This window comes from Nocardioides sp. zg-1308, from assembly GCF_013155375.1.
Taxonomy (GTDB): Bacteria; Actinomycetota; Actinomycetes; order Propionibacteriales; family Nocardioidaceae; genus Nocardioides; species Nocardioides renjunii.
Genome location: NZ_JABJQY010000005.1, coordinates 202,002 through 219,658, shown reverse-complemented (window position 1 = coordinate 219,658; position 17,657 = coordinate 202,002). Strand labels below are relative to the sequence as shown.

Sequence of the window (17,657 nt, the reverse complement as noted above, 5' to 3'; positions counted from 1 at the left end):
ATCGGCCGGTGCCGGGACACCTCGCCCCGGTTTCCCCGCCCGGGCTCAGCAGCCCCGCAGGTCGCGCAGCAGCATGGTCGCGTGCTCGTGGTGCTCCTGCAGCACGGGCAGCGACGCGGTGGCCGCCTGGGTCACCGCCGGGTCGGAGCCGGTCGTGACCTCCTTCTCGGTCATGGCCATCACGAGCTGGTGGTCGCCCACTGGAACGGCACGTAGGCGCAGTCGAACGCCTTGCCGTCGAAGCGCGCCCACGCGCTGGCGAGGCGCCGCTGCTCGCGGGAGGGCCGCGTCGGCAGCGTCACGCCGACCGCCGACGCGACGCCCTCGAGGGCGCGGTACTGCCGGCGGTGGTCACGGACCATGTCGCGCCCGAAGTCGCGGACCTCCTGGCTGTGCGCGTGCTTCTTCGCCAGCTTGCCGAGGGCCACCTCGGCGAGGTTCGCCCGGGCGGCGAAGTCGAGGTAGGCGACGTCCTGCGCGCCGACCGGTCTCAGGCGACCGGGTGCTCGCGCACGAACCCCGCCACCTGGTCGGCGACGACGGCCGAGTGGGTCACCGGCGCCCAGTGCCCGAGCGGCAGGGCGCGCCGCTCCAGCGACTCGGTCCACGGGTCGCTCGCCGCGAGGGCCGCCGGCCTGATCGCCGGGTCCCGCGTCAGGGCGAGCTGGAGGACCGGGACCTTGGTGCGCAGGCCCGACCGGCGGTCGTGGCGGCGCAGCAGGTTCGCCCGGTAGTAGCGCAGGCCGCTCACCATGTCGTCGGCCAGCGAGTCGGCGTACGCCTCGGGTGCGGGCGGGCGGCCCTCCACCGCCCCGAGCAGGCGCCGCCACCCTCGAGGACCGCCGACCGCCCGGAGCACGGGCGGCGCGAGCGGCGAGACGAGGAACGGCACGTAGGACGACGACAACGCCTGCCCCAGGACCTCGCCCACCCCGCGCGCGCTGGGCCGCGACAACGTCCCGCGCACCCACTCCGCCACGTGGCCGAGGTGGGGGCCGCTCATCGAGGTGAAGGACGCGAAGCGCTGCTCCGCGCCGGGGCGGCACACCGCCTCCCATGCCTGGACCGAGCCCCAGTCGTGGGCGAGCAGGTGCACAGGCCGGTCGGGGCTGACGGAGTCCACGACCGCCAGCAGGTCGGACCCCAGCACGTCGAGCGTGAAGCCGTCGTCCGGCTGCGCCGAGACCGACTCGCCTTGCCCGCGGGTGTCGTAGGCGACGAGCCGGTGCGTGTCGGCGAGCAGGTCGGCGACGCCGTGCCACATCCGGTGCGTGTCGGGCCAGCCGTGGACCATCACCAGCGTGGGACCGTCGGGGTCACCGCCCTCGAAGACGGCCAGGTCGGTGCGCCCGCGGTGCACGCTCCCGCGCCGGGACAGCGGCTGGGACGTCACCGATCGCGACCGAGGCGGCGCCGGCCCAGCTCGACCAGGTTGGCGCCGATGCCCACCAGGGCGTTGCCGTGGCCGCCGCGGAGGCCGTAGCGCTCCTGGCTCGACGAGAGCACGTTGCCGGGCCCGTGCTCGACGGGTGCCGTGAGGTCCTGCGCGGCGAGGGTGAACAACGGGCCGACGAGGCGGTCGTAGACCCACGGCAGCGCGTTGTAGCCGAACCGGATCACGTCGTTGGCGATCCCGACCTGGCTGCGACGCGTGCGTCCGTCGGCGACCGCGAGGGCACGGGCGGCCACCCGCTCCGGGGTCGTGACGGGGAACGGCGGCCGGCCGACCGAGTCGCCGTAGGTCGCCGCCTGGCGGTAGATCGGCGTGTCGACGCCGCCGGGTGCGACGTAGCCGATGTGCACGCCCGGACGGTCGAGGTTGTCGACGCGGAGCTGGCGCACGAGCCCGTGCACGCCCCACTTGCTGACGACGTACGCCGCCATGTCCGGCACCGCGAGGTGGCCGACCACCGAGCCGACGATCACCATGCTCCCGGCGTCCTGGTCGCGCAGCACCGGCAGCACGTGGCGCGCGACGTTGACGGTGCCGAGGACGTTGGTGGTGAGGACGCGGTCGAAGACCTCCACGGGCACGTCGGGGATGCGGCCGTAGGCCACGACGCCCGCGCAGCTGACGACGACGTCGAGCCGTCCGTGCCGGGCCATGGCCTCGGCGACGGCGGCGGCGACCTGCGCGTCGTCGCCGACGTCGGCGGGCGTCACGAGGGCGGACGGCGCGCCGAGCGCCCGGCAGTCCACGGCCACCCGCTCCAGCGCCTCGCGTCCGCGCGCGAGGAGGACCACGTGGTCACCCCGCTCGGCCGCCTGTCGGGCGGCGGCCTCGCCGATGCCGCTCGAGGCTCCGGTGACCAGGACGACCCGGGGGCCCGGGGTCACCGGTCGCCGTTCCGCGACGCGTGCGCGTCGGAGGACGATGAGGCGTCGTCCGGGTCGGCGTCGTTGCCGGCGGTCTCGCGGAGCCGGCGGCCACGCGCGACGTCCTCGCGCTCCTTGGCCTCGGCCTTGTCGATCTTGGTCGTGTCGCGGGGCGGCAGCTGGATCTCCTCCTCCGCAGGCAGGCCGGCCTGGAGCTCGCGACCGCGCTCGAGCTCGGCGTCGAGCTCCGCGCCGAAGAGCAGGGCGAGGTTGGTGATCCAGAGCCAGAGCAGGAAGACGATCACGCCGGCCAGCGAGCCGTACGTCTTGCCGTAGGAGCTGAAGTTGGCGACGTAGAAGCCGAACGCGGCCGAGGCCAGGATCCACACGACGATGGCGACGGCGGCGCCCACGCTGATCCAGCGGAACTTGGGCTGCTTGACGTTGGGCGTGGCGTAGTAGAGCAGCGCGACGATGAACACGACGACGAGCAGCATCACGGGCCACTTGGCGATGTTCCACACGGTCACCACGGTGGAGCCCAGCCCGATCGCGTTGCCGACCGCCTCCGCGGCCGGGCCGGTCAGGACGAGGCTGAGCGCCACGAGGGCGGTGAGGACGACGGTGATCACCGTGACGAGCAGCATCATCGGGCGCAGCTTCCAGATCGGGCGTCCCTCCTCGATCTCGTAGATGCGGTTCATCCCCCGGCCGAAGGCGCCGACGTAGCCCGACGCCGACCACAGGGCGGCCGCGATCCCGAGCACCAGGGCCAGCCCGGCCGCCGAGCTCTGGCTCAGCTGGACGAGGGTGGGCTCGAGGGTGCTGGCGGCGCTGCCCGCGCCGATGTCCTCCAGGACCTTCAGCAGCGCGTCCACGGTCTTGCGCCCGTCGCTGACCAGCCCGACGATCGACAGCATCGCGAGGGCGGCCGGGAAGAGCGCCAGGACGGCGTAGTAGGTGAGCGCGGCGGCGAGGTCGGTGCACTGGTCGTCCATGAACTCCCGCACCGTCTTGCGGAGGACGTAGGTCCACGACGGCTTGGTGAGCTGGCCCGGGGAGTCCGGCTTGTCGGTGTTCTCGTGGGTCTTCGTCGATGCACGATCCATGCGCCCCCGTACCCACCCGCGGCGGGTTCACCCGCAGTGGGTCCACGGGTCCGGCCGTGCCTAGGCTGGAGGCGATGCAGACCTTCCTGCCCTACCCGGACTTCGAGCGCTCGGCGCGGTCGCTGGACGCGCGCCGGCTCGGCAAGCAGCGGGTCGAGTGCCTCCAGGTGGTGCGCGGCCTCACCGTCCCCACCTACGGCTGGCGGCACCACCCGGCCGTGAAGATGTGGCGCGGCCACCTCGAGGCGCTGGGCCGCTACACGCTCGTGTGCTGCGAGGTGTGGACCGAGCCCGGACGCGCCGACACGTGCGCCGCCACGGTCATGACCGACCTGCGGGCCGCGGGCGTGACGCAGGTCCGGACCCAGGCCGAGCTGGCGGAGGCCGGCGCGCTGCCCGCCTGGCTGGGCGACGAGGACTTCCACCGCTCCCACCAGTCGGCGCTGCTGCGCAAGGACCCGGAGCTCTACGGCCCGCTCTTCCCCGGCGTGCCGCCGGACCTCGACTACGTCTGGCCGCCGCCGGTCGACGGCGGCTGACCCCGGTCCGCCTCGCCGTCGGCCTGGCGGGCGATGATCCGCTCCATCTCGGCGATGGACTCCTCCGTGCCGGTGTGCAGGACCGCGTGCCAGCCGGCCGCGCGGGCCGCCTCGACGTTGGCCTCGACGTCGTCGAGGAACAGCACCTCGCCGGGCGCGACGCCGAGGCGGCGGGCGGTGAGCTCGTACGCCGCCGGGTCGGGCTTGGCGAGCCCGACCTCGTGGCTGTAGACGATGTCGTCGGTGATGTCCTCGAAGCCGTGGAGCCGCTCGGCCTCGCGGGCACCGGGGCCGGAGTTGGACAGGATCGCGGTCAGCCGGGCCGGTCGCTGCGCGGCGAACCAGCCCGCCAGCCGGCGGTCCAGCGTGCCGACGTACCACCGCCAGAAGTCCGCCATCAGCTCGTCGGCCTGGACGTCGTCGAGGCCGAGGGTGCGCTGCCACTCGGCACGCACCTCCGCCTCGGTGACCTGCCCGAGCGCGGCGTCGCCCGGCAGCGCCGCCAGGCCGGCCGCGATGCTGCCGGGTGGGAGGCCGAGGCGCTGCTCGGCCGGCGCGGGGAAGGCGTCGTCGTCGACGACCTCCAGCACGCCCCCGACGTCGAGGACCACGGCGCGGATCACGGCCGGCCCACCGGGTCCTGCTCGCCGGTCTGCACCCGCCACAGGGCGGCGTACGCCCCGTCGCGGACGAGCAGCTCGTCGTGCGTGCCGGACTCGACGACGCGGCCGGCGTCCAGCACCCAGATGCGGTGGGCGTGCCGGACCGTGGAGAGCCGGTGCGCCACGACGATCGCCGTGCGCTGGGCGGTGGCCCGGCGCAGCGAGCGCTGGATCGCGGCCTCGGTCTCGTTGTCGACCGCGCTGGTCGCCTCGTCCAGGACGAGGACGGCAGGGTCGCGCAGCAGGGCCCGCGCCAGCGCCAGGCGTTGCCGCTGGCCGCCGGACAGGGTCACGCCCCGCTCCCCCACCCACGTGTCGAGCCCCTGGGGCATCGCCTCGATGAAGTCGAGCGCGGCCGCCCCCTCCGCGGCGGCCCGGACCTGCTCGCGGGAGGCGTCGGGACGGCCGTAGGCGATGTTGTCGGCGACCGAGCCGGCGAACATGAAGACGTCCTGGGCGACGTAGCCCATCGACCCGCGCAGCGAGTCCCAGTCGAGGTCGCGCACGTCCTGCCCGTCGAGGAGCACGTGGCCCTGGCGCGGGTCGTCGAAGCGGAGGACGAGGCGCAGCAGCGACGACTTGCCCGACCCGGTGGCTCCCACGATCGCGTGCGTCTCGCCCGCGGGCACCACCATGTCGATGCCGTGCAGCACGTCGGGCCCGTCGGCGTAGCCGGCCCGGACGCCCCGGAGCTCGACACGACCGGCCACGGGCCGGGCGAGGGCGGTGTGGCCGGCCGGCACGGTGACCGGCACCTCGAGCAGGCCGAGGATGCGGCTGGCCGAGGCCCGACCGCGCTGGTAGAGGTCGAGGACCTCGGCCACCTCGGTCAGGGGCCACAGCAGGCGCTGGGTCATGAAGACCAGCACGGAGTAGAGCCCCACCTCGAGGTCCCCGCGCAGCGTCGCCCAGCCACCGAAGAGCAGCGTGCAGGTGAACCCGGCGAGGATCGCCATCCGCACCAGGGGGACGAACGCCGCGGACGTGCGGATGGCGTCGGTGTTGGCGGTGCGGTAGGCCTGCGACACCGCGGCCACCCGGTCGCGCTCGCGGTCCTCGGCGGTGAAGGCCTTGATGGTCGCGATGCCGGCGAGGTTGGCGCTGAGGGTGCCCGAGAGGTCCGCAACGGCGACGCGCACCCGGTCGTAGAGCGGCTCGAGGCGGCGCTGGAAGACGAGCGAGCCGACCACGATGAGCGGGATCGGCAGGAAGGCCAGCACCAGGAGCTGGCCGGAGGCGACGGCGAACACGCCGCCGACGATGAGCACGTTGAGGGCGGTCTGCAGGATCGCCGGGGCCCCGATGTCGAGGAACCGCTCGAGCTGGTTGACGTCGTCGTTGAGCGTGGCCAGCGTCGAGCCGGCCGGTCGGCTCTCGTGCCACGAGAGGTCGAGGTGCTGGACGTGGTCGTAGGCCTCGACGCGGAGGTCGTGCTCGACGCCCTGGGCCAGCCCGCGCCACAGCACGTTGGCGACGTAGTCCGACAGGGACTCCACCACCCACACCACCACGTTGATGACGGCCAGCCAGCCGAGCTGGGCGTAGCGCGACTCCACCCCCAGGACGGCGCCCACGAAGGACCCGTCACCGCGGACCACGACGTCGACCGCGGCCCCGATGAGCAGCTCGGGCACGACGTCGGCCACCTTGTTGACGGTCGAGGCGACCACGGCCCCGACGAAGCGGCTGCGGTAGGCGCCGTAGCGGCGCCAGAGGGCGCGGAGGGGCTGGACGGCGTCGGGCGTCACGTCGGGCGTCGCGTCGGGGGTGGCGGGCTGTGGCACGCCGCACAGGTTAGGTGCGGGCCCGGCCTCGTCCGGAGGGGCGGGCGTCGTCGAGGTAGCCGAGCATCCGGTCGAAGAGCTGGGTCGCTCGCCGCAGGTCGCCCGAGGCGGCCGTCGGCTCGTCGTCCAGGACGGGTGCGTGGCGCGGTCCGGAGGTGCGCCACCCGGGCCGGTAGGCGTCGGCCAGCGACGCGGCGACGCGGCTCGCGGCCCGCACCACCTGCGGGTCGACCGACCAGATCGCCTCGAACGAGCGGCCCTCCGGCGCGCGCGAGTCCTGTCCCGGGAGCTCCACCGCCGCCAGGCAGGCGGGCAGGTCGGGCGCGTCGCAGATCACGAGCCACTCGCGGTTGAGCGGGGCGTGCTCGGGCAGCGCCACCTCCACCGGCGTGAGCGGCCGGACCGGCGTCGAGTGCGTGAAGTCGGCGAAGACCACGGTGTCGCAGGCGGTGCGCGCCAGCTCGCGCCAGCGGTCGTACGACGCCTCGAGGTAGGCCACGCGCTGGAACCCGCCGAACAGCAGGGGCTCCGCGGCGCGGGCGCAGCACTCGTCCTCGATCGCCCGGCTCATCGAGGACAGCGTGGCTCGGGAGAGGACCTGCGGGGCCAGTTCGGGCCGGCGGCGGCGCAGGTCGGCGAAGACCGACCCCGACGAGACCGGCTCGGCGACGACGCGCTGCACGGCCGCGTGCAGCGACAGGCCGCCGCGGCGGCGCTCGAGGACCTCCAGCACGGCGTCGACGTCGGACTCGGCGTAGCGCCGGTGACCGCCCGCGGCGCGGTCGGGCCGGGGGAACCCGTAGCGTGACTCCCAGCTGCGGAGCGTCGTGATGGGAACCCCCGTCCTGTGCGCGAGCTCTCCGATGGTGAGCGAGGCGCGGGACAAGGGCTGCAACCCGACCCCCCCTCCACGTTTCGCCTAGATTTAGTTGGCAGTGTTGCATAGGTTCATCAACGCGGGGACCGGAGCGACTCAGGGGGGACACATGACCTCGACCGACACCGACGCTGCCCTGGCGCGCCTGCTCGAGGCGGGGCGCAGCCGCGCCGCCGCCGTCGACCCGCACCACGCGAACCTGTGGACGGCCCTCGCCGCGGCCACCGAGGGCGGCAAGCGCTTCCGCCCCGGCCTCGTGGTGGCCGCGCACGACGCCCTGGGCGGCGCCCAGGCCAGCGCGGCGGCCGAGGTCGGCGCCGCCGTCGAGCTCCTCCACACCGCCTTCGTCATCCACGACGACGTCATCGACGGCGACCACCTGCGCCGCGGCCGCCTCAACGTCAGCGGGACCTTCCGCGCGCAGGCCCGCTCCGACGGCGCGGGACCCGACGAGGCCGCCGACTACGGGCTGACCGCCGCGATCCTCGCCGGTGACCTCGCCCTCGCCGCCGCCGTACGGGCCGTCGCCACGTGCGGAGCCCCCGGCCCGGTCGTGCACCACCTGCTTGACCTCTTCGACGCCGCCCTGCACACGACCGCCTCCGGCGAGCTCGCCGACGTGCGCCTGTCCATGGACGTCGTCGAGGCCACGCTGCCGGAGAGCCTGGCGATGGAGGAGCAGAAGACCAGCGCCTACTCGTTCGCGCTGCCGCTGCAGGCCGGCGCCGTGCTCGCCGAGGCGGAGCCCGCGACCACGGCGCGGCTCGGGGAGGCCGGTCGCACCATGGGCATCGCGTTCCAGCTCGTCGACGACCTCATCGGGGTCTTCGGCGACCCGGACCGCTCCGGCAAGAGCTCGACCAGCGACCTCCGCACCCGCAAGCAGACCCCCCTCCTCGTCCACGCGCGGTCGACCCCGCAGTGGTCGGAGCTGAGGACCTACGTCGGCCGCGACCTCGACGCCGACGAGCTCGACCACGTGCGCGGGCTGCTGACGGCCTCCGGGTCGCGCCGCTTCGTCGAGGACCTCGCCGAGGAGCACCTCAAGGCGTCCCGCACGGTCCTCGACGAGCTCGGGATGAGCCTCGAGCTGCTCGACGACGTCACCACGCGCCCCCCGGCGCTCGCCGGGAGCGGGGCAGCGGCATGAGCATGTTCGTCGGCAGGGGCACCCCCCGCAGCCTCTACGACGTCGTCTCCGAGGCGAGCTCCGCGGTCGTCATCCGCGAGTACTCCAGCTCGTTCGGGCTCGCCTCGCGCCTGCTCGCCGAGCCGGTCCGCACCCAGGTCCGCAACGTCTACGCGCTGGTGCGGGTGGCCGACGAGATCGTCGACAACCCCGACCCGACGCTGGCGCGGGAGGCACGCGCCACCATGCTCGACTGGCTCGAGGACGACGTGCGGCACGCCCTGCGCACCGGCTACAGCGGCAACCTCGTCGTCCACGCCTTCGCCCGCACGGCGATCGCGGTCGGGATCGAGGACGACGTCGTGGCGCCGTTCTTCTCCTCGATGCGGACCGACCTCGACACGACCCGGCACACCCCGGAGAGCTTCGAGCGCTACGTCTACGGCTCGGCGGAGGTGGTGGGCCTGATGTGCCTGCGCGCGTTCCTCGCCGCACCCGACGCGCCGCCCGACCGGGGGCACCAGTACGACCGGCTGGCGCCCGGCGCCCGACGCCTCGGGGCGGCCTTCCAGAAGCTCAACTTCGTGCGCGACCTGTCCGACGACCACGACGTGCTGCGCCGCGACTACTTCCCCGGCCTCGACGTCGAGGCCTTCTGCGACCGGGACCGCGACCTCATCCTCGACGACATCGACGCCGACCTGCGGGCCGCCGCGGCCGTCGTCCCCGACCTGCCGCCCAGCAGCCGCCGCGCGGTGCGGGCCGCGCACGCGACGTTCGCCGAGCTGGCCACGCGCCTGCGTGCCGCCTCCGCCGACGAGATCCGGCGGACCCGCGTCCGCGTCCCCACCGCCGTCAAGCTGCGCCTCGCAGTCGGCGCCATCCACGGAGGTCGGTCGTGACCCTGCGTCTTCCCGAGCGCATCACCCGGCGCGGTGCCGCGCTGCACCCCGCCGAGGACGGCTCGTCCGCGAGCGTGGTCGTCATCGGCGGCGGCATCGCCGGCCTCGCCACGGCGGCCCTGCTCGCCTCCCGCGGGCACAGCGTCGACCTGCTCGAGAAGAACGACGACCTGGGCGGGCGCGTCGGCAGCGTCGAGCGCGACGGGTTCCGCTTCGACACCGGCGCGTCGTGGTACCTCATGCCCGAGGTCTTCGAGCACTTCTTCGAGCTCCTCGGCACCTCGGCCGACGCCGAGCTGGACCTGCGGGTGCTCGACCCGAGCTACCGGGTGTTCTTCGAGGGGCACCCCGAGCCGATCGACCTGCGACCCGACCGCGAGCACAACCGGGCGCTCTTCGAGTCGCTGGAGCCGGGTGCCGGCGAGCGCTTCGACGCCTACCTCCGCTCGGCGGAGGACACCTACGACATGGCGCTGCGCCGCTTCCTCTACACCAACTTCGACTCGCCGTCGTCCTTCCTGCACCCCGACGTGGTGCGGCGCACGCCCCGGCTCGGCCGGCTGCTCACCCGCTCGCTCGAGAGCCACGTGGCCGCGTCGTTCTCCGACAACCGCCTGCGCCAGGTGCTCGGCTACCCCGCCGTCTTCCTCGGCTCCTCGCCCAGCCGGGCGCCGAGCATGTACCACCTGATGAGCCGGCTCGACCTGGGCGACCGCGTGCTCTACCCGCAGGGTGGCTTCACGCAGCTGATCGAGGTCATCGCCTCGCTCGCGCGCCGTCACGGTGCGCGCCTGCACACCGGCACGGCGGCGACCGACATCGTCACCGCCGACCCCGCCGGCGGCGGGCGGCCCGGCGTCGCGGGCGTGGCCTACCGCGAGGAGCACGGCGGTGCGACCGGCACGTTCGCCGCGGACGTCGTGGTCGGTGCCGCCGACCTGCACCACCTCGAGACGGCCCTGCTGCCCGAGCCGCTGCAGACCCACCCGGAGCCGTCCTGGCGCGGCCGCTCCCCCGGTCCGGGGGCGGTGCTGGCCATGCTCGGCGTCGAGGGGCGACTGCCCGAGCTGCCGCACCACTCGCTGTTCTTCACCTCCGACTGGAGGCAGAACTTCGGCGACATCTTCGGCAAGGACGCCCGCGTCCCCGATCCGGCCTCGATCTACGTCTGCAAGCCCTCCGAGACCGACCCCTCCGTCGCGCCCGAGGGCTGCGAGAACCTCTTCGTGCTGGTGCCCGTGCCCGCCGACACCGCCATCGGTGCCGGTGGCGACGAGGGGGCCGGGTCCGAGCTGGTCGAGCGCACCGCGGACGCCGCCATCGACCAGGTCGCCGGCTGGGCCGGCATCCCGGACCTCCGCGACCGCATCCGGGTGCGCCACACCGTGGGCCCCGACGACTTCGCCACGCGCTACAACGCCTGGCGCGGCGGCGCCCTGGGCCTGGAGCACACCCTGCGGCAGAGCGCCTTCTTCCGGCCGGGCAACGTCTCGGGCAAGGTCGACGGCCTGCTCTACGCCGGCGCCAGCACGGTGCCGGGCGTGGGCCTGCCGATGTGCCTGATCAGCGCCGAGCTGGTGCTCAAGCGGCTGTCGGGCGACCGGTCCAGCCTGCCGGTGGGGCGATGACGCTGCCGCACTGGTCCTACGTCGCGATGCTGGTGTTCTGCCTCGTCGGCACCCTGCCGCTCGTGCCGGCGTTCCGCCTCCGGGTGCTGCGCCAGCCGCGCCGCCTCCTCCTGACCGTGCTCCTGGCCGGGACGCCGTTCCTGCTGTGGGACCTCTACGCCACCCACGCGGGCCACTGGTGGTTCGACGAGGAGCAGACCCTGCCGTGGCGGGTCGCCGGGCTGCCGCTGGAGGAGATCTCCTTCTTCGTCGTGATCCCGGTCGTGGCGGTGCTGACGCTGGAGGGGGTCCGGGCAGCCCGCCGGGGCGTACGGCCCGGGTCGGGCCGGCGCCGCGAGGAGGCCCGATGAGCTACACCGCCCTCGCGGCCCTCGGCGTCGTGGCCGCGATCGTCCTCGACCGCTGGGTCGCGCGCACCCGGGTCACCTCGACCAGCGACTGGTGGTCGGCCTACGCCATCATCGTGTTCTTCCAGCTGCTCACCAACGGGTGGCTGACCGGGCGCGGCATCGTGCGCTACGACCCCGACACCATCCTCGGCAGCGAGGACGTGGTCCTGGTCGGGGACGGCCGGATCCTCTTCGCACCGGTGGAGGACCTGGCGTTCGGCTTCGCGCTCGTGCTGACCAGCTGCGTGGCCTGGACGTGGCTGGGCCGCCACCGTGCCGCGGACAGCACCGTCGACAGCGCCGTCGACAGGGCGACGTCGTGAGCGTCACGACGCGGATCCAGGCCTTCCAGGAGTCCATGCAGCCCACCGACGTGGGGGTCCCCGGGCCCACCTCCCTGGAGATGGCGCGGGGCTTCCGGTCCATCCGTGCCGATCCGCTGTCGTTCCTGGTGGCGGTGTCCGGGCGGTTCGGTGACCTCGTGTCCTTCCCGGTCCCGGGAGCCCCGGCGCTGCTGCTCAACGACCCCGCCGACGCCCGCCACGTCCTGCAGACCGCGGCCCGCAACTGGCGCAAGGAGACGGTGCAGTACGCCGCCCTGGCGCGGGTCACCGGTCCGGGCCTCCTCGCCTCGGCCGAGCCCAGCTGGATCGAGCACCGGCGGCTGGCGGCACCCGCCTTCCACCACCAGCGGCTCCTCGCGGTGAGCGACCAGGTGCGCGCCGCCGCCCGCGACGCCGTCGGCGCGACGCTCGACCGGTCCGCCCCCGCGCACGGCCGCACCGTCGACGTCGCGGCCCTGACGCACACCATCGGGCTCGACGCGGTCGGCCGCGCGCTCTTCTCCACCGACCTGTCGGGACAGGCGCAGGCGCTGCTGGACGCCACGAGCGACGCCGCCGAGCTCGTCGTGCGCCTCGGCCGCTCCGTCCTCCCGACGGCCGCCTGGACGCCCACCCGCACCAACCTGCGGCTGCGCTCGGCCCGGCGTCGCCTCGACTCCGGTGCCGCCGAGATCATCGCCCAGCGGCGCGCACGGGGCGCGACCTCGACCCACGGCGACGACCTCCTCGGCCTGCTCCTCGACAGCGGCATGACCGACGGCGAGGTGCGCGACGAGCTCGTCACGATGGTCGTCGCCGGGCACGAGACGGTGGCCGCGGGGCTGGCCTGGACGCTCATGCTGCTCGCCGAGCACCCCGAGGCCCAGGACCGGCTGCGCGCCGAGCTGGCCGACCACCCCGGACCCGTGACGCTGCTCGACCACCGCGACCAGCTGCCCTGGACCCGGGCCGTGATCGACGAGGCCCTCCGCCTCTTCCCGCCCGCCTGGGCGCTCTCGCGCCGCTCGGACGCCGCCGACGTCATCGGCGGGCGTGAGGTGCCGCCCGGGACGCTGGTCATCATCAGCCCGTGGTTGATGCACCGCCGCGAGGACCCGTGGACCGAGCCGCTGGCGTTCCGGCCGGAGCGGTTCCTCGACAGCGGGGCCGGACGATCGGCCTACCTGCCCTTCGGGCTCGGCCCGCGACTGTGCATCGGCCGCGAGTTCGCCCTCGGCGAGATGGTCGTGGTGCTGGCCGAGCTGCTGCGCGAGCACCGCGTCACCGTGCCCGCCGGCTGGGTCAGGCCGCGCGCGGAGGCCAAGGTCGCCGTGCACCCCCGCGGGGGGATGCCTCTCGTCGTGACCCGCACGGGAGGCGGCCCGGCATGACCGAGGTCGTGATCGTCCTGCTCCTGCTGGCCGCCGCGGCGTGGGCCCAGTGGCTGGTCGCCGACCTCCGGACGCTCCCTGCACCCGGGACTCGTCCCGCACCGGCTCCCGGTGCGGGACACCGGCGGGTGTCGGTCGTGGTGCCGGCGCGCGACGAGGAGCAGACCCTCCCCCACCTCCTCGCCTCGCTGGCGACGCTCACCGTGCCGGTCGCCGAGGTGGTCGTGGTCGACGACGCCTCGGCCGACCGCACCGCTGACGTGGCCGCCGGGGCCGGTGCGCGCGTCGTACCCGCCGGCACGCCTCCGCCCGGCTGGACCGGGAAGGCGTGGGCCTGCCACCGCGGCGCCGAGGAGGCGTCGGGCGACCTGCTCCTGTTCCTCGACGCCGACACCGTGCTCGCGCCCCACGCCCTCGAGTCCCTCCTGGTCGAGCATCGCCGGCGCGGCGGACTGGTGTCGGTGCAGCCGTTCCACGCCGTCCGCCGGCCCTACGAGCAGCTGTCGGCCTACTTCAACCTGGTGGCGGTGATGGCGAGCTCCGCCTTCACCCGGCACCCCCGGCGAGCGATGGCCTTCGGCCCGTGCCTGCTCACCGCCCGCGACGACCTGGCCCACGCCGGCGGGCACGCGGCGGTCCGCGGCGAGGTCCTCGACGACGCGTCCCTGGCCGCCGCCTACCACCGGGCCGGCCTGCCGGTGTGGTGCGCGGTCGGCGGCGACGCGCTGCGGATGCGCAGCTATCCCGGCGGGCTCGGTCAGCTCGTGGCCGGGTGGACCAAGAACATCGCGTCCGGGGCGTCGGCCGCCTCACCGTCCGCCACGCTGGGCACGGTGCTGTGGATCAGCGCCCACCACGCCGTGGCGGTCGGAGCGGTGAGCTCGCTCCTCGAGCTCGTGACCGGGCTCGGTGGTGGCCTCAGCACCGGCCACCCGCTGCTGTGGGCCGTCGCCTGGCTGGGCACGTCGTGGCAGGTGCGCCACGTCCTGCGGCAGGTGGGGGCGTTCCGCTGGTGGACGTGGGCGCTGTTCCCGCTGCCGCTGCTCGCGTTCGACCTCGTCTTCGCGCGCTCCGCCGCGCTCACCGTCGTACGCCGCTCCGTGCCCTGGCGCGGGCGCGAGGTCGACCTGCGCGGGCGCGGGTCGGCCGAGGAGGTGGTGTGATGCTGCGCTACGTCATGCCGCAGACGCTCACCGTCGTCGTCGACGTCCTCGCGTGGGGCTTCTTCCACGCCGCCACCGGCTACGCCGCGCACCGGGTCCCCGCCGCGTGGCTCGACCGCGACCGCTGGGCGCTGCGGCCGCGACGCTTCGAGGCGGGCGGGACGTGGTACCGGCGGCGGCTGCGCATCCACCGCTGGAAGGACCGGCTCCCCGAGGCCGGCGCGCTGTTCCAGGGCGGCGTCAGCAAGCGCCAGCTGCCGGCCCACGACCTCGACGGCCTGCTGCTGTTCGTCCGCGAGACCCGGCGCGCCGAGCTGGCCCACTGGTGGGCCCTGTCGTGCGGTCCGCTCTTCGTGCTGTGGAACCCGCCTCTCGCCGCAGGCCTGCTGGTCGCCTACGGCGTGCTGGTCAACCTTCCGTTCATCGCCATCCAGCGCTACAACCGCTTCCGTACGCAGTCGCTGATCGAGCGGCTGTCCCGACGCCGGAGCCCGCATGAGCAGTGAAGCCGCCGAACGCCAGGCGACCCCCCGCGCCCGGGTCCGTCCCGACGAGGGGACCGGGTCGCGCCACGGGCCGATCGCGCAGCTCCTCATCGCCTGGTCCCCCCTCAGCGCGATCCTCGCTGCCTACTGGCTCGCCCAGTGGATCACCGCCCCGCTCGGCACCGGCGACGGCGCCTCCACCAACCGGCTCGGCGCCGGCCTGCACGTCCTGGGTCCGGCGCACGGCGACGAGCGCGTCTTCGGCACGGTCCCCAGCAGCTGGCTTCAGCAGCGCCTCACCGACGGGGGCACGCACTGGTACGACGCGGTGGCGGCCCTCGTCTACGTCACCCACTTCGTCACCATCCCGCTGCTGACGGCCGTGGTGTGGTTCCGGCTGCGCGACCGGTTCCGCGACTGGCTCACCGCCGTGCTGGCCATGTCGCTCATCGGGATCGCGGGCTACCTCCTCTACCCCGCCGCGCCGCCCTGGCTGGCCTCGCAGCGGGGCGCCATCGAGTCCGTGGACCGCATCTCCCACGTGGGGTGGGAGCACCTCGGGCTGGGTGGGATCGGGTCCCTGGTGGAGCTCGGCCAGTCCGGCAGCAACCCGGTCGCCGCCATGCCGTCGCTGCACGCCGGTGCCGCCCTGCTGACCGCGCTGTTCCTCTGGCCCTCCGTCGGCCGGATCGCCCGGGCCGCCCTGCTGACCTACGCCGTGGCGATGGCCCTGACCCTCGTCTACACCGGCGAGCACTACGTCGTCGACGTCGCGGCGGGCTGGCTGGTCGCCGTCCTCGGCGCCGCCGCCCCACGGGCGGGTCGCGCGCTGCCGGGCACGCATGCGCGGGTCCCCCACGGGTACCCCTCCTCACCCGGGCCGGGCGACGCATGACCGGCCCCGACGCGCGGACGGAGGGCCTGGTGACCGCCGGAGTCGCTCCTGAGCCGGCCGCCGGGCGTTCTCCCGTCCGGGGCCTGGTCGCCGCGTCGCACCCTGCGCCGGCGCTGGCCGTCACCGTCCTGGCGGGGCTCCTCGCCGCCGCGCAGGGCCTCAGCCCCGGCCGCGCCGCGCTCGTCGTGGCGGCGGTGCTGGCCGGACAGCTGTCCATCGGCTGGAGCAACGACCTCGTCGACCTGTCCCGCGACCGTCGGGCGGGACGCCTCGACAAGCCGCTGGTCACCGGCGCGGGGTCGGAGCGCGTCGTACGCCTGGCGTGCGGGTGCGCGATCGTGGCCTGCGTCGGGCTGTCCCTGGCGCTCGGGACCGTCGCCGGGCTGCTGCACCTGGGCTGCGTCGCGTCGGCGTGGGCCTACAACCTCGGCCTCAAGGCCACCGTCTGGTCGTGGGTGCCCTACGCCCTGTCCTTCGGGGGGCTGACGGCCGTGGTGACCTGGGCCGACGGCGAGGCCCCGCCGTGGTGGTGGCCCGTCGGCGCGGCGCTGCTCGGCGTGGGCGCCCACCTGCTCAACGTTTTGCCAGACCTCGACGACGACGCCGCCACCGGCGTCCGCGGCCTGCCGCACCGGCTCGGCCCCCGTCGGATCGCGCCGGTGGCCGGCGCCGTCCTCGTCGCCGCATCCGCGGTGGTGCTCGTGGGTGCCGCACCGCCCACCGCCGTCGCCGTGGCGGCGGCCGCGTGCGTCCTGGTCCTCGCGGTCGTCGTGGTCCGCGGCTCGGGTCGGCTGCCCTTCCTGGCCGCCATCGCCATCGCCATCGCCGACGCGGCGCTCCTGGTGGTGGCGCGATGACGACCCCACAGGTGGAGCACTGGGACGTCGTCGTGGTCGGGGCCGGCCCGGCGGGCGCCGCCGCGGCGCTGGGCGCGCTGACCGCCGACCCGGCACTGCGCGTCCTGCTCCTGGACCGCAGCGACTTCCCGCGCGACAAGTCCTGCGGCGACGGCATCGCGCCGCACGTCCTCGACGCCCTGGCGGAGGTCGGCTCCGGCGACGTCATCGACGACTGGGCGCCGCTGCGCGACCTCGAGATGTCCCACGGCCACGTGTCGGTGTCGGGCGCGATGCGGCGCGAGGTCCACGTGGTGCCCCGCGAGGTCTTCGACGCCCGCCTGGTCGAGCGGGCCGTCGCGGCCGGCGCGGTCCTGCGCCGGCACCGCGCCACCTCGGTCAGCACCCCGGGGGTCCCGGTCGTCTCCGGCGAGATTGGCGCCGAGGTGGTCGTCGGGGCCGACGGCGCCCACTCCATGGTCCGCGAGGCGCTGCTCGGCAGGCGTCGCGACCCCCGCGCCATCGCGATCCGCGGCTACGCCCCCACCACGCCGGAGATGCGCGGTCGGCAGCTCATCCGCTACGGCCACCGCCGGCAGCCGTCGTACGCCTGGGCCTTCGACCGCGGCGACGGCCTGGCCAACGTCGGCTACGGCGAGCTGCTGCCGGACGACCGGTCCGGGGCCGCTCCCCCGAGCCGCGCGCTGCTGCTCGAGCAGCTCGAGGAGCTCGTCCCCGGCGCGGCCGCCACCGGCTCCGGCTGGCGCGGGCACCACCTGCCGCTCAGCAGCTGGCGGTGGGACCAGCCCGACGGGCGCGTCCTCCTGGTCGGTGACGCGGCCGGACTGGTCAACCCGATGACGGGCGAGGGCATCTACTACGCCGTCGCCACCGGCATCGCCGCCGGCCGCACCGCGGCCGGGGCGATCAGGAGCGGGCGGGCCGACGACGCCGGTGCCCGGCACCGCCGGGTCGTGCGCTCGCTGCTGGGCCGACACCTGCGCCACACCTTCGTGGCGTCCCGGCTGGCCCGCGCGCCCCGGCTCGTCGACGCCGGGATCGAGGCGGCCGGCCGCGACCGCCACGTCTTCGACACCCTCGTGGAGCTCGGGCTCGGTGGCGGCCGCATCGACGCCCGCCTCGCCACCGGCCTGCTCCGCTCCCTCGCCCGACCGTCCCGCCCCTCCCCCGAGCTCGACACCGACCCCCAGGAAGTCCGAGGTGGCTGA

Annotated in this window: 20 protein-coding genes; 12 read left to right on the top strand and 8 right to left on the bottom strand. The window is 74.9% G+C overall.

Features of this window, described 5'->3' with window-relative positions; genetic code table 11:
• Positions 1-45 precede the first annotated feature (45 nt).
• The 5 genes from HN031_RS21160 to HN031_RS19615 are packed head-to-tail and all read right to left on the bottom strand — an operon-like array spanning position 46 to position 3,425.
• Positions 46-180 (bottom strand): DUF4142 domain-containing protein, encoded by a 135-nt coding sequence (locus tag HN031_RS21160; protein ID WP_216652639.1) that lies wholly within the window; start codon positions 178-180, stop codon positions 46-48.
• Positions 180-608: a DUF4142 domain-containing protein gene (locus tag HN031_RS19630; protein WP_172274400.1), complete on the bottom strand. Its 429-nt coding sequence runs from the start codon at positions 606-608 to the stop codon at positions 180-182. The genes HN031_RS21160 and HN031_RS19630 overlap by 1 nt, the downstream gene beginning before the upstream one ends.
• Positions 491-1,393: an alpha/beta fold hydrolase gene (locus HN031_RS19625; RefSeq protein ID WP_172274397.1), complete on the bottom strand. Its 903-nt coding sequence runs from the start codon at positions 1,391-1,393 to the stop codon at positions 491-493. Before HN031_RS19625 ends, HN031_RS19630 begins: the two co-directional genes overlap by 118 nt.
• Positions 1,390-2,337, bottom strand: a complete 948-nt coding sequence (locus HN031_RS19620) for an SDR family NAD(P)-dependent oxidoreductase (protein ID WP_172274391.1) — start codon at positions 2,335-2,337, stop codon at positions 1,390-1,392. Before HN031_RS19620 ends, HN031_RS19625 begins: the two co-directional genes overlap by 4 nt.
• Positions 2,334-3,425 (bottom strand): YihY/virulence factor BrkB family protein, encoded by a 1,092-nt coding sequence (locus tag HN031_RS19615; protein WP_172274386.1) that lies wholly within the window; start codon positions 3,423-3,425, stop codon positions 2,334-2,336. The genes HN031_RS19620 and HN031_RS19615 overlap by 4 nt, the downstream gene beginning before the upstream one ends.
• A gap of 74 nt (positions 3,426-3,499) precedes the next feature.
• Between HN031_RS19615 and HN031_RS19610 the strand changes: the two genes are divergently transcribed.
• Positions 3,500-3,964: an MSMEG_6728 family protein gene (locus HN031_RS19610; protein ID WP_172274381.1), complete on the top strand. Its 465-nt coding sequence runs from the start codon at positions 3,500-3,502 to the stop codon at positions 3,962-3,964.
• Here HN031_RS19610 and HN031_RS19605 read toward each other — a convergent pair.
• Genes HN031_RS19605 through HN031_RS22080 form a run of 3 tightly spaced genes read right to left on the bottom strand, consistent with a single transcriptional unit; the run spans position 3,931 to position 7,305 of the window.
• Complete coding sequence (locus tag HN031_RS19605) at positions 3,931-4,587, bottom strand: HAD-IA family hydrolase (protein ID WP_172274377.1); 657 nt, start codon at positions 4,585-4,587, stop codon at positions 3,931-3,933. The genes HN031_RS19610 and HN031_RS19605 overlap by 34 nt on opposite strands.
• A complete protein-coding gene (locus HN031_RS19600) occupies positions 4,584-6,410 on the bottom strand; it encodes an ABC transporter ATP-binding protein (RefSeq protein WP_367650825.1) in 1,827 nt (608 codons plus the stop codon). The genes HN031_RS19605 and HN031_RS19600 overlap by 4 nt, the downstream gene beginning before the upstream one ends.
• Before the next feature lie 10 nt (positions 6,411-6,420).
• Positions 6,421-7,305 (bottom strand): DICT sensory domain-containing protein, encoded by an 885-nt coding sequence (locus HN031_RS22080; protein WP_172274372.1) that lies wholly within the window; start codon positions 7,303-7,305, stop codon positions 6,421-6,423.
• 91 nt (positions 7,306-7,396) lie between these two features.
• On the opposite strand from HN031_RS22080, the gene HN031_RS19590 reads away from it, so the two are divergent.
• From HN031_RS19590 to HN031_RS19540, 11 genes are read left to right on the top strand one after another with little or no spacing between them, the layout of a single operon-like run.
• Complete coding sequence (locus tag HN031_RS19590; protein WP_172274366.1) at positions 7,397-8,437, top strand: polyprenyl synthetase family protein; 1,041 nt, start codon at positions 7,397-7,399, stop codon at positions 8,435-8,437.
• On the top strand, positions 8,434-9,318 hold the full coding sequence (locus HN031_RS19585) for a squalene/phytoene synthase family protein (RefSeq protein ID WP_172274361.1): 885 nt from the start codon (positions 8,434-8,436) through the stop codon (positions 9,316-9,318). The genes HN031_RS19590 and HN031_RS19585 overlap by 4 nt, the downstream gene beginning before the upstream one ends.
• Positions 9,315-10,946, top strand: coding sequence for a phytoene desaturase family protein (gene crtI / locus HN031_RS19580; protein ID WP_216652638.1), 1,632 nt, complete (start codon positions 9,315-9,317; stop codon positions 10,944-10,946). The genes HN031_RS19585 and crtI overlap by 4 nt, the downstream gene beginning before the upstream one ends.
• A complete protein-coding gene (locus HN031_RS19575) occupies positions 10,943-11,296 on the top strand; it encodes a lycopene cyclase domain-containing protein (protein ID WP_216652637.1) in 354 nt (117 codons plus the stop codon). Before crtI ends, HN031_RS19575 begins: the two co-directional genes overlap by 4 nt.
• Complete coding sequence (locus tag HN031_RS19570) at positions 11,293-11,658, top strand: lycopene cyclase domain-containing protein (RefSeq protein WP_172274355.1); 366 nt, start codon at positions 11,293-11,295, stop codon at positions 11,656-11,658. Before HN031_RS19575 ends, HN031_RS19570 begins: the two co-directional genes overlap by 4 nt.
• On the top strand, positions 11,655-13,049 hold the full coding sequence (locus HN031_RS19565; RefSeq protein ID WP_172274351.1) for a cytochrome P450: 1,395 nt from the start codon (positions 11,655-11,657) through the stop codon (positions 13,047-13,049). Before HN031_RS19570 ends, HN031_RS19565 begins: the two co-directional genes overlap by 4 nt.
• Positions 13,046-14,212, top strand: coding sequence for a glycosyltransferase (locus HN031_RS19560; protein WP_172274348.1), 1,167 nt, complete (start codon positions 13,046-13,048; stop codon positions 14,210-14,212). The genes HN031_RS19565 and HN031_RS19560 overlap by 4 nt, the downstream gene beginning before the upstream one ends.
• Positions 14,212-14,718: a hypothetical protein gene (locus HN031_RS19555; protein WP_172274341.1), complete on the top strand. Its 507-nt coding sequence runs from the start codon at positions 14,212-14,214 to the stop codon at positions 14,716-14,718. The genes HN031_RS19560 and HN031_RS19555 overlap by 1 nt, the downstream gene beginning before the upstream one ends.
• Positions 14,708-15,592 (top strand): phosphatase PAP2 family protein, encoded by an 885-nt coding sequence (locus HN031_RS19550; protein WP_172274337.1) that lies wholly within the window; start codon positions 14,708-14,710, stop codon positions 15,590-15,592. Before HN031_RS19555 ends, HN031_RS19550 begins: the two co-directional genes overlap by 11 nt.
• Complete coding sequence (locus HN031_RS19545) at positions 15,589-16,449, top strand: UbiA family prenyltransferase (RefSeq protein WP_172274333.1); 861 nt, start codon at positions 15,589-15,591, stop codon at positions 16,447-16,449. The genes HN031_RS19550 and HN031_RS19545 overlap by 4 nt, the downstream gene beginning before the upstream one ends.
• Complete coding sequence (locus tag HN031_RS19540; RefSeq protein WP_172274330.1) at positions 16,446-17,657, top strand: NAD(P)/FAD-dependent oxidoreductase; 1,212 nt, start codon at positions 16,446-16,448, stop codon at positions 17,655-17,657. Before HN031_RS19545 ends, HN031_RS19540 begins: the two co-directional genes overlap by 4 nt.

Excerpts from the sequence above, each read along its gene's own strand:
- HN031_RS19590 (WP_172274366.1), top strand. The coding sequence starts at position 7,397 with ATGACCTCGACCGACACCGACGCTGCCCTGGCGCGCCTGCTCGAGGCG.
- HN031_RS19585 (WP_172274361.1), top strand. The coding sequence starts at position 8,434 with ATGAGCATGTTCGTCGGCAGGGGCACCCCCCGCAGCCTCTACGACGTC.
- HN031_RS19570 (WP_172274355.1), top strand. The coding sequence starts at position 11,293 with ATGAGCTACACCGCCCTCGCGGCCCTCGGCGTCGTGGCCGCGATCGTC.
- HN031_RS19615 (WP_172274386.1), bottom strand. The coding sequence starts at position 3,425 with ATGGATCGTGCATCGACGAAGACCCACGAGAACACCGACAAGCCGGAC.
- HN031_RS19560 (WP_172274348.1), top strand. The coding sequence starts at position 13,046 with ATGACCGAGGTCGTGATCGTCCTGCTCCTGCTGGCCGCCGCGGCGTGG.
- HN031_RS19610 (WP_172274381.1), top strand. The coding sequence starts at position 3,500 with ATGCAGACCTTCCTGCCCTACCCGGACTTCGAGCGCTCGGCGCGGTCG.
- HN031_RS19555 (WP_172274341.1), top strand. The coding sequence starts at position 14,212 with ATGCTGCGCTACGTCATGCCGCAGACGCTCACCGTCGTCGTCGACGTC.
- HN031_RS19540 (WP_172274330.1), top strand. The coding sequence starts at position 16,446 with ATGACGACCCCACAGGTGGAGCACTGGGACGTCGTCGTGGTCGGGGCC.
- HN031_RS19550 (WP_172274337.1), top strand. The coding sequence starts at position 14,708 with ATGAGCAGTGAAGCCGCCGAACGCCAGGCGACCCCCCGCGCCCGGGTC.
- HN031_RS21160 (WP_216652639.1), bottom strand. The coding sequence starts at position 180 with ATGGCCATGACCGAGAAGGAGGTCACGACCGGCTCCGACCCGGCGGTG.
- HN031_RS19575 (WP_216652637.1), top strand. The coding sequence starts at position 10,943 with ATGACGCTGCCGCACTGGTCCTACGTCGCGATGCTGGTGTTCTGCCTC.
- HN031_RS19545 (WP_172274333.1), top strand. The coding sequence starts at position 15,589 with ATGACCGGCCCCGACGCGCGGACGGAGGGCCTGGTGACCGCCGGAGTC.